General features: G+C 64.3%; 7 protein-coding genes. 3 read left to right on the top strand and 4 right to left on the bottom strand.

Annotated features, from left to right (window positions below; all coding sequences use genetic code 11):
• Positions 1 to 121: 121 nt before the first annotated feature.
• Both metH and metF read right to left on the bottom strand, forming a co-directional pair.
• Positions 122 to 3,997, bottom strand: coding sequence for a methionine synthase (metH, locus tag Q8R73_RS05615; protein ID WP_305718543.1), 3,876 nt, complete (start codon positions 3,995 to 3,997; stop codon positions 122 to 124).
• A 3-nt stretch (positions 3,998 to 4,000) separates the two neighbouring features.
• The gene (metF, locus tag Q8R73_RS05610) at positions 4,001 to 4,915 is read right to left on the bottom strand and encodes a methylenetetrahydrofolate reductase [NAD(P)H] (RefSeq protein ID WP_305718542.1); all 915 of its coding nucleotides are present in this window, start codon (positions 4,913 to 4,915) and stop codon (positions 4,001 to 4,003) included.
• Positions 4,916 to 5,327: 412 nt separating this feature from the next.
• On the opposite strand from metF, the gene Q8R73_RS05605 reads away from it, so the two are divergent.
• Positions 5,328 to 6,347 carry an LLM class flavin-dependent oxidoreductase gene (locus Q8R73_RS05605; RefSeq protein WP_305718541.1) on the top strand — a complete coding sequence of 340 codons (1,020 nt, stop codon included), beginning with the start codon at positions 5,328 to 5,330 and terminating at the stop codon, positions 6,345 to 6,347.
• A 97-nt stretch (positions 6,348 to 6,444) separates the two neighbouring features.
• On the opposite strand, the gene Q8R73_RS05600 is transcribed toward Q8R73_RS05605, so the two are convergent.
• Entirely contained in the window at positions 6,445 to 7,293 is an 849-nt protein-coding gene (locus Q8R73_RS05600; RefSeq protein ID WP_305718540.1) for a prephenate dehydratase, read from the bottom strand.
• 42 nt (positions 7,294 to 7,335) lie between these two features.
• Positions 7,336 to 8,076: a 3-deoxy-manno-octulosonate cytidylyltransferase gene (locus tag Q8R73_RS05595; protein ID WP_305718539.1), complete on the bottom strand. Its 741-nt coding sequence runs from the start codon at positions 8,074 to 8,076 to the stop codon at positions 7,336 to 7,338.
• Positions 8,077 to 8,273: 197 nt separating this feature from the next.
• Here Q8R73_RS05595 and Q8R73_RS05590 point away from each other — a divergent pair, with 197 nt between their 5' ends.
• Together Q8R73_RS05590 and Q8R73_RS05585 are read left to right on the top strand one after the other, a co-directional pair.
• Positions 8,274 to 8,825 carry a cytochrome c family protein gene (locus Q8R73_RS05590; protein ID WP_305718538.1) on the top strand — a complete coding sequence of 184 codons (552 nt, stop codon included), beginning with the start codon at positions 8,274 to 8,276 and terminating at the stop codon, positions 8,823 to 8,825.
• 210 nt (positions 8,826 to 9,035) lie between these two features.
• Positions 9,036 to 10,925 carry an extracellular solute-binding protein gene (locus Q8R73_RS05585; RefSeq protein WP_305718537.1) on the top strand — a complete coding sequence of 630 codons (1,890 nt, stop codon included), beginning with the start codon at positions 9,036 to 9,038 and terminating at the stop codon, positions 10,923 to 10,925.
• Positions 10,926 to 10,930: the final 5 nt, after the last annotated feature.

Below are 10,930 nucleotides of genomic sequence, written 5' to 3'. Positions count from 1 at the left end.
GCTGACCTCGCGCAGTGAACGACGGGTCCCGTCGCGATCCCCTCCGAAACTGTCCACGATGTCTCCGAACACCTGTCCACCTTGTCCCCGGTCTGAACACAGGGGAGGGTAAGAGCGAGAGCTAAGCCCGCGCCGCCTTCTTGCGATACGCCAGATGCACCGCGCAGTTGCAGCCGGGGGGATGCGAGGCCACGTCGTTGGCGGGCTCGGCCGTGGCCGGCGCCAGCGTCGGCATCGCCTCGCGCAGGCGACGGTCCTGTTCGGAGCGGTCCTGGGTCGGAATGTAGTTCAGCACCGGCGCCAGCCAGCGCTCGGCCTCCGCCACGCTCCAGCCCTTTCGCGACGCATAGTCCTCGACCTGGTCGCGCTCGATTTTGCCGACCCCGAAGTAAAAGCTCTCGGGATGGCTGAAATAGAGCCCCGACACCGACGAGCCCGGCCACATCGCATAGCTCTCGGTCAGATGCACGCCCGCCGTCTTCTCGGCATCGAGCAGCGCGAACAAGGTCGCTTTCTCGGTGTGGTCGGGCTGCGCGGGATAGCCGGGCGCCGGGCGGATGCCCTGGTATTGTTCCAGGATGAGTTGATCCGGTGCCAGCGTCTCGTCGGGCGCATAACCCCAGAATTCGCGGCGCACCCGGGCATGCATGCGCTCGGCAAAGGCTTCGGCGAGCCGGTCCGCCAGCGCCTTGCACAGGATCGAGGAGTAATCGTCATTGGCGTTCTTGAAACGGTCGGCGATCACGTCCTCGCCGATCCCGGCGGTGACCACGAAGGCGCCGATATAGTCCGGCACGCCGCTGGACGCCGGCGCGATAAAGTCCGACAGCGCCGAGTTGAAACGGCCCTCGCGCTTCTCCAGCTGCTGGCGCAGCGTGTGGAACGTCGCGATTTGCTCCGTGCGGCTGTCGTCGGCGTAAACAGCGATATCGTCGCCCTCGGCATTGGCCGGCCAGAAGCCGATGGTGGCCTGCGCCTTGAACCAGTTCTCCTTCACGATCAGATCGAGCATCTTGCGGGCGTCGTCATACAGCGAGCGCGCGACCTCGCCGACCTTGGGATCGTCGAGGATGGCCGGAAACCGCCCGGTCAGTTCCCAGGTCTGGAAGAACGGCGTCCAGTCGATGTAATCGGCGAGTTCGGCGAGGTCGTAATCGGCAAAGCTCCGGATGCCGAGAAACGCCGGCTTCTTCGGCGGCGCCCTGGTAAAATCGATCGCCTGCGCGTTGGCGCGCGCGTCCGCCAGCTTCAGCCGCTTCTTGTCGGCCTGCGCGCGGAAATGCGCCGCGGAAATCCTGGCATAGTCGGCGCGGACTTCGGCGGCATAGGCTTCGCGCCGTTCGGGCGACAGCAGCGAGGAGGCGACGCCGACGGCGCGGCTGGCGTCGTTGACATGCACCACCGGGCCGCCGCGGTAATTCGGATCGATCTTGACGGCGGTATGGACCCGGCTGGTGGTGGCGCCGCCGATCAGCAGCGGCACGGTCATGCCCTGGCGCTCCAGTTCGCCGGCCAGAAAGCTCATTTCATCCAGCGACGGCGTGATCAGGCCCGACAGCCCGATGATATCGGCGCCTTCCGCCTTCGCGGTCTCGATGATCTTCGAAGCCGGCACCATGACGCCGAGGTCGATGACCTCGAAGTTGTTACACTGCAGCACGATGCCGACGATGTTCTTGCCGATGTCGTGGACGTCGCCCTTGACGGTGGCGAGCACGATCTTGCCGGCGGAGTTGCGGCCGTCGCCGGCGATGCCGTTGGCGAGATTGTCCGCCTTCTCCTGCTCCATAAACGGCATCAGATAGGCCACCGCCTGCTTCATCACCCGCGCCGACTTCACCACCTGCGGCAGGAACATCTTGCCGTCGCCGAACAGGTCGCCGACGATGTTCATGCCGGCCATCAGCGGGCCTTCGATCACATGCAGCGGGCGCTCGACCGTCAACCGCGCGGCCTCGGTGTCGGCCTCGATATATTCGGTGATGCCGTGCACCAGCGCGTGGCTGAGCCGCTTCTCGACCGGCCATTCGCGCCAGGCCAGGTCCTGCTCCCTGGTCTGCTTCTCTTGGCCGCGGAATTTCTCCGCCAGTTGCAGCAGCCGTTCCGACGCGCCGGGATCGCGGTTGAGAATGACGTCCTCGCAGGTCTGGCGCAGTTCGGGATCGATGTCGTCATAGACGATCATCTGCCCGGCATTGACGATGCCCATGTCCATGCCGGCCTTGATGGCGTGATACAGGAACACCGAATGCATCGCCTCGCGCACCGGCTCGTTGCCGCGGAACGAGAACGACAAATTGGAGACGCCGCCGGAAATATGGGCATGCGGCAGGTTCTGCCGGATCCAGCGCGTCGCCTCGATGAAGTCGACACCGTAATTGTTGTGCTCTTCGAGCCCGGTCGCGATCGCGAAAATGTTGGGGTCGAAGATGATGTCTTCCGGCGGGAAGTCGAGCTGCCCGACCAGGATGTCGTAGGCGCGCTTGCAGATCTCGGTCTTGCGCGCAAAGGTGTCGGCCTGGCCGACCTCATCGAACGCCATCACCACCACGGCGGCGCCATGGCGCCGCGCGATCCGGGCCTCGTGGATGAACTTTTCCTCGCCTTCCTTCATCGAGATCGAGTTCACCACCGGCTTGCCCTGCACGCATTTCAGGCCGGCCTCGATCACGGTGAATTTCGAGGAATCCACCATCACGGGGACGCGGGCGATGTCCGGCTCGGCGGCGACGAGGTTGAGGAACGTCACCATCGCGGCTTCGGAATCCAGCAGGCCCTCGTCCATGTTGACGTCGATGATCTGGGCGCCGTTCTCGACCTGGTCGCGCGCCACTTGCAGCGCGGCGGTGTAGTCACCCGCCGTGATCAGCTTGCGGAATTTGGCCGAGCCGGTGACGTTGGTGCGCTCGCCGACGTTAACGAACGGGATCGCGGGGGTCAGCTCGAAGGGCTCGAGACCGGAGAGCCGCAGCCGCGGCTCGATCACGGGGATCGCGCGCGGCTTGTGCGGCGCCACCGCGGCGGCGATCGCCGCGATATGGTCGGGCGTGGTGCCACAGCAGCCGCCGACGATGTTGACGAGGCCGGAGGCGGCGAATTCGCCGATCAGCCCGGCCATGAATTCCGGGCTCTCGTCGTACTGGCCGAATTCATTGGGCAGGCCGGCATTGGGATAGGCGCAGACCAGCGTATCTGCGACGCGGCCGATGTCGGCGATATGGGCGCGCAGGTCCTCGGCGCCGAGCGCGCAGTTGAAGCCGATGGTGATGGGGCGGGCGTGCCGCACCGAATTCCAGAACGCCTCCGGCAACTGGCCGGACAGCAGGCGGCCGGACTTGTCGGTGATGGTGCCCGAGATCATCACGGGCACGTCGATGCCGCGGGCCTCGGCAATTTCAGCGATCGCATAGAGCGCCGCCTTGGCGTTCAGCGTATCGAAGATGGTCTCGACCAGCAGCAGATCGGCGCCGCCGTCGAGCAGGCCGTTGATCTGCTCGCCATAGGCGGTTCGCAGATCGTCGAACGTTACCGCGCGGGAGCCGGGGCTGGACACATCAGGCGAGATCGAGGCGGTGCGGTTGGTCGGGCCGATGGCGCCGGCGACGAAGCGCGGCCTGCCGTCTTCGGCGGTAACACGGATCGCGGCATTGCGCGCCAGCCTCGCGCCTTCCAGATTCATCTCATAGGCGATGCCGGAGAGGTCGTAATCGGCCTGCGCGATCGAGGTCGAGGAGAACGTGTTGGTGGCGACGATGTCGGCGCCGGCGCGCAGATATTCGGCGTGGATATCCTCGATCGCCTGCGGCTGGGTCAGGATCAACAGGTCGTTGTTGCCCCTGACGTCGCGGTGGAAATCCGCAAAACGCACGCCGCGAAACGCGGCCTCGTCATAGTCGAGGCCCTGGATCATGGTGCCCATGGCGCCGTCCAGTACCAGGATGCGCTCGCGGGCGGCCGCGAGCAAGGCGGTCCGCTTGTCGGAAACAGGAGAGGTCATTGATCAAGCGGCTTTCTGGGCGCCCTGCGGGCGAATACCGAGCAAATGGCTGATCGCGAACACGAGGTCCGCGCGGTTCATGGTGTAGAAGTGAAAGGTATCGACGCCGTGCTTGGCCAGCTTCTGCACCTGGCCCGCCGCGACCGTGGCGGCCACCAGTTTGCGCGTCTCGGAATCGTCGTCGAGGCCCTCGAATTTTTCCGCCAGCCAGTCCGGCACCGACGTGCCGGCGCGGGTGACGAAATTGCGCGCCTGCTTGAAATTGTGCATCGGCATGATGCCCGGCACGATCGGAATCGTGATGCCGCGGGCGCGGACGCGGTCGAGGTAGCGGAAATAGAGGTCGTTGTCGAAGAACACCTGGGTGATGGCGCGGGTCGCGCCGGCGTCGACCTTGGCCTGGAGCACATCGATGTCGGCGTCGAAGTCGCGGCTTTCCGGATGCTTCTCGGGATAGGCGGAAACCGAAATCTCGATATCGCCATGCCGCTTCTTGATGCCGGCCACGAGTTCGGTCGAGGTCTGGTAGCCGTCGGGATGCGTCGAATAAATGGTGCCGATGCCGCCGGGCGGATCGCCGCGCAGGGCGACGATGTGGCGGACGCCGACCTCGTGATAGCGGCCGACGATCTCGTCGATCTCGCCGCGCGCCGCCCCGACGCAGGTCAGATGCGCTGCCGGCAGCAGGTCTGTTTCAGCCAGGATGCGGGCGATGGTGGAATGGGTGCGTTCGCGGGTCGATCCGCCGGCCCCGTAGGTCACGGAGACGAAGCTCGGCGACAGCGGCGCCAGACGCTTGATGGTCTCCCACAGGCTCTTCTCCATCTCCTCGGTTTTCGGCGGGAAGAACTCGAACGAGATCGCGGGCGATTTGAGCGCGCGGTGCCCGTCATGCGCAGGCGGCGTAACCTCGGTCATGGCAGCACAGACTCCACTCAAAGCGTTGGGACAGACTTAGCTGCCGAGACGCTAAAATAGGGCAAACAGGAATATTCCAACAGCCCATCGATAGTGGGAAATTGCCCAATTCTTGCGTGGGGTGTGAATTTTATGGCTTGTTTAACATCCAGTGGGCGAGCTGTGAAAAGTGGAATGTTGTCGATCAGAAATTGGTAATAAGAATTAATTCAATTAAAACAATTATATAGTTCGCGTGTGCCGATTTCCATTCCAATTGACGATCAATGTGGGCAGAATGGAAATGCGTCGAAATACGATACATCGTCCCACTATCCGTCTTCCGCCAGCCATCGCCGCTGCCCTTCGGAGCGCGCCTGATCTGCGCGCGGAGGCCCTTTGTGCCCGCGACAATGCACACTAGCTTACCGCCATGATTCCGCTCTCGATCCTCGACCTATCGGTCGTCACAACGGGCACAAAGCCCGCCGCGGCGCTGCGCAACAGCATCGATCTGGCGCGCCATGCCGACGGACTTGGCTATGTCCGCTACTGGCTGGCCGAACATCACAACCTCGCCTCGGTGGCGAGCCCCGCGCCCGATCTGATGATCGGGCAGATCGCGGCGGTGACCCGACACATCCGGGTCGGCTCCGGCGGCGTGATGTTGCCGAATCATGCGCCGCTGGTGGTGGCCGAGCGCTTCAAGATGCTGGAGGCGCTGTTTCCCGGCCGGATCGATCTCGGCCTCGGCCGCGCGCCCGGCACCGACGGCGCCACCGCGCATGCGCTGCGCAGCCGGCTCGACCGCCGCGACGGCGACGATTTTCTGGAGCGGCTGCAGGAATTGATCCTGTGGGAGACCCGCGGCTTTCCGCCCGGCCATCCCTACAACAATGTGGTGGCGATGCCGGACGACAGCCCGCTGCCGCCGATCTGGCTGCTCGGCTCCAGCGATTACTCGTCGGAACTGGCGGCGCAGGTCGGGATGGGCTTTGCCTTCGCACATCATTTCGCCTCGCATGACGCGGTTGACGCCATGACCAACTACCATAACCGCTTCACGCCCTCGGGCTGGCGCGCGACGCCGCACGGCATTTTGGCGGTCGCCGTCGTATCCGCCGAAACCGATGCCGAAGCGGACCGGCTGGCCTCGTCGATGGACCTCAACCGGCTGCGCCGCGACCGCGGCCAGTATCTGCCGCTGCCATCGGTCGAGGAGGCGCTGGCCTATCCTTACACCGACAGCGAGCGCGCCTCGATCGCCCGCAACCGCTCGCGGCTGTTCGTGGGCAGCCCGGCGACGGTGATGCAGAAGCTTCAGCCGATGATTGCGGCAAGCAAGGCCGATGAGTTGATGATCATCACCGCGGTCTACGATCACGACGCGCGGAAGAAATCTTACAGCCTGCTGGCGGATGCGTTCGGGCTGGGCAAGCGCGCGGCGGCGTAGCGGCTTCCAGCAGTCATTCCGGGGCAGCCCGGGCTGAACCCGGAATCTCGAGATTCCGGGTTCGATGCTGCGTATCGCCCCGGAATGACGCCACGTCTCACTCCGCCTCTTCCCTGAACGTCGCCCGGAACGGATGGCCGGGATACACGCCTACGATCCGGAACTCGCGCGAGAAGAATTGCAGTTCCTCCAGCGCGAAGGCCAGTCCCTTGTCCTCGGGATGGCCGTCGACATCGGCGTAGAATTGCGTGGCGAAAAAATTGCCGTCGACCATGTAGCTTTCAAGCTTGGTCATGTTGACGCCGTTGGTGGCAAAGCCGCCCATCGCCTTGTAGAGCGCGGCGGGCAGGTTGCGCACCCGGAACACGAAGGTGGTGACCAGCGGCCCCGAACCCTGTTCGGCCCAGGTCGCCTCGCGCGCCAGCACCACGAAACGGGTGGTGTTGTGGGTCTCGTCCTCGACGTCCTCGGCCAGGATATCGAGGCCGTAGATGTCGGCGGCAAGCTTGGAGGCGATCGCGGCGCAGGACGCGTCGCCGCGTTCGGCGACGATGCGGGCTGACCCTGCGGTATCGCCCGCCACGATCGGCTTGATCCTGAGCTTGCGGATGATGTTGCGGCATTGCCCGAGCGCGTGGACGTGGCTCTCCACGGTCTTGACGTCGCCGAGCTTGGCGCCGCGCGGCGCCATCAGCTGGTGGTGGATCGGCAGAAAATATTCGCCGACGATGAACAGGCCGGATTGCGGCAGCAGATGATGGATGTCGGCGACGCGGCCGGCCACCGAATTCTCGATCGGGATCATGCCGAGGTCGGCTTCGCCGGAGGTGATCGCGGCCAGCGCGTCCTCGAAGGTCGGGCAGGGCACCGGCTCGGCGTTCGGATAGGCCTCGGCGATGGCGATGTGGGAATTGGCTCCCGGCTCGCCCTGGAATGCGATTTTCATGGATTCTTCCTGGGATCTTTCTTGCCGCCTTGTATCAGCCGTTCAGGCATTTGCCAGTAGGCGCCGGGCGGTTTCGAGGTCCGCCGGGGTATCGACGCCGCGCGGCACGGTGTCGACGATGCCGATGTCGATTCGCATGCCGGCCTCCAGCGCCCGCAGCTGTTCGAGCTTTTCCTGCATCTCCAGCGGCGAAGGGGGCAGCGAGACGAAGCGCTCCAGCGCCGCACGGCGATAGGCATAAAGCCCGATATGATGGTAGCGCGGCCCCTCGCCGTGAGGCGCGGTGGCGCGAGTAAAATACAGGGCGCGCAGCCGCCCGGCGCTGACCAGCGAGCCGACCGCCTTCACCACATTGGGGTTGGTGGCCTCTTCCTCGGTATGGATCCGGGCGGCCAGCGTCGCGATATCGACCGCGGGGTCATCGAGCGGCGCCAGTACGCTGCGGATATTGTCGGGGTGGATGGTTGGAAAGTCGCCCTGCAGGTTGACGATGATCCGGACTTCGCCCTTGGGGTCGATCTGGCCGAGGGCTTCGAAAATCCGGTCCGACCCGGAGGGGTGGTCGGCACGTGTCATGACCGCCTCACCGCCATGGCTTGTCACGGCTGCGGCGATCTCGGCCGTATCGGTGGCCACCGCCACCCGGCCAATTCCGGCCGCCTCCGCCCTGCGCAGCACATGGACGATCATCGGCAGCCCGGCGATGTCCAGCAGCGGCTTGCCGGGCAGCCGGCTGGCGGCCATGCGGGCGGGAATCAGCACCAGGGTGCGGGGCTCGGTCACAGGGTTCAGACCCGGCTCGAATGATCAGGAATGGATGGGGATTGGCGGAAAGTCGGGGCGTTTATACGGGTTGCCAGAGCGCGGGCAAACCGATATCTCATCGCTCGGAGTGCGGTGCGAAAGCCCTATTCCTGCTGCTCATCCGGCCGATTCTTGCGGCCTTACGTCGACCTTCCGGCCCTGGAGCCTGATCGAAAATGGACTCCTTCGAACTCAATAAAATCATGGGCGCCGTTCTGGCCACCTGCCTGCTGTTGCTGGTGACGAATTTCGCCGCCAACGCGATCTTCACGCCGCATATGCCGGAAACGCCCGGTTTCGCGATCGCCGTCAAGGAAGCCGCGCCTGCCGGCGGCAAGGAAGCCGCTCCGGCGCCGTCCGAGCCGATCGAGAAACTGCTGCAGACCGCATCCGTCGAGAAGGGTGCCGGCGCGGCCAAGAAATGCGCGGCCTGCCACACCTTCGAGAAGGGCGGCCCCAACCGCGTCGGTCCGAATCTCTACGGCATCCTCAACGAGCCGATGGCTTCCCCGTCGCGCAATTTCAATTTCTCGGCGGCCCTGAAGGCCAAGGGCGGCACCTGGACCTATGACGACCTCAACAAGTTCATCGCCAGTCCCAAGGGCTTCGTTCCCGGCACCGCGATGAGCTTCGCCGGCATCCAGAGGGACAGCGAGCGCGCCGACGTGATCGCCTATCTGCGCAGCCTGGCGGAGAGCCCGGCGCCGCTGCCCACCGCGTCGAAGTAGCATTCCGAAGGCCCTGCATGGGTTTGATGCAAACGGCCAGGCTTCTGCCTGGCCGTTTTGCCATGATCGCATCCTTGTTACCGGGACCTTTCGCCGCACCGGGCGTGTTATCAGGCTGGCAACATGAGGAAAAAGCAACATAATCGGTCGAAACCTTGCCTTATATTGCGTTCTTAAAGGGGCACTCCGTCAGCAACAGGGATGTTTCATTTGCCGATTACCCGACGACATCTTCTGCAAGGCGCGGCCTTGTCCGCCATCGCGCCCTCCCTGGGGGCCGTCGCTGGTGTTGAGGCTCAGGCGCAATCCGCAACCGCCGCGCCGGTCTGGCGCCACGCGCTGTCGCTGTTCGGCGACGTCAAATATCCGGCCGACTTCAAGCGCTTCGACTACGTCAATCCGGACGCGCCCAAGGGCGGCATCGCCCGGCAGATCCTGATCGGGACGTTCGACAATTTCAATGTCGCGGTTGCCGGCGTCAAGGGATCGATCGCGGCAGCCGTCCAGCTGGTGTACGAACCGCTGATGACGTCGTCGCTGGACGAGGTTTCGACTGAATACGGCGCGCTGGCCGAAGCGGTCAGCCATCCCGAGGATTTTTCCTCCGTCACCTATCGGCTGCGGGCCGAGGCGAAATGGCACGACGGCAAGCCGGTGACGGCGGACGATGTGATCTTCTCGCTGGAATCGTTCAAGAAGCATCACCCGCAATATTCGGCCTACTACCGCCATGTGGTGAAGGCCGAAAAATCCGGCGAGCGCGACATCAAGTTCACCTTCGACGCGCCGGGCAATCGCGAGCTTCCGCTGATCGTGGGCCAGCTCACGATATTGCCGAAGCACTGGTGGGAAGGGACCGACAGCGAGGGCCGCAAGCGCGACATCTCCGCGACGACGCTGGAGAAGCCGCTGGGCTCCGGTCCCTATCGCATCAGGGAATTCGTCGCCGGACGGTCGGTCTCGCTGGAGCGCGTGAAGGATCATTGGGCGCGCGATCTCGGCGTCAATATCGGGCGCAACAATTTCGACGAGTTGCGTTACGAGTACTTCCGCGACTCGCTGGTGGCGCTGGAGGCCTTCAAGGGCGATCAGGTGGACTGGCGCACCGAGAACAGCGCCAAGAACTGGGCCACGGCTTACGACTTCCCCGCCGTCGCCGACAAGCGGGTGGTGCTGGAGGAGTTTCCAAACCGCAGCTCCGGCATCATGCAGGCGTTTGCGATGAATCTCCGCCGCGACAAGTTCAGGGATCCGCGGGTGCGCCGGGCGCTGAATCTTGCGTTCGATTTCGAGGAAATGAACAAGCAGATTTTCTTCGGCCAGTACAAGCGCATCAGCAGCTATTTCGACGGCACGGAGCTCGCATCGAGCGGCCTGCCGCAGGGCAGGGAACTGGAAATCCTCGAAAAGGTCCGCGCCGAGGTTCCGCCGGAGGTTTTCACGACGGCCTATACCAACCCGGTCGGCGGCAGCCCGGAAGCGGTGCGCGCGAATCTGCGCGAGGCACTGCGTCTGCTCAAGGAGGCCGGTTACGAGGTGCGTGAGCGCAAGCTGACTGACGCCAGAACCGGAGCGCCGTTCACGATCGAATTGCTGGGAGCCGATCCCTCGTTCGAGCGGGTCATGCTGTTCTTCAAGCCCTCGCTGGAGCGTCTCGGCATCGACGTTGGCGTGCGCACCATCGATCCGGCGCAATACGAGAACCGGCTGCGAACCTGGGATTTCGATATCGTCGTGTCGTCGTGGCCGGAATCGCTTTCGCCGGGTAATGAGCAACGCGAGTATTGGGGTTCGCCGGCCGCCGACATGGCCGGCTCGCGCAATATTATCGGCATCAAGAATCCCGCGATCGACAAGCTGATCGAACGGCTGATTTTTGCCACGGACCGCGACGATTTGCTGGCCGCGACCAGGGCGCTCGACCGCGTGCTGTTGTGGAATCATTACGTCGTGCCGCAATGGACCTACAATAAATCGCGGACCGCGCGCTGGGATCGCTTCGGCCGGCCGGCCGAGCTGCCGAAATACGGCCTGTCGGCATTCCCCGCGATCTGGTGGTATGATGCCGACAAGGCCGCCCGGATCGGCAGACGATCTTGAGGGAC

Origin of the sequence: Bradyrhizobium sp. (assembly GCF_030697065.1) — a bacterium.
GTDB lineage: Bacteria > Pseudomonadota > Alphaproteobacteria > Rhizobiales > Xanthobacteraceae > Bradyrhizobium.
Note: the sequence above shows the minus strand (reverse complement) of the source record. Positions and strands in the feature narration are given on the sequence as shown.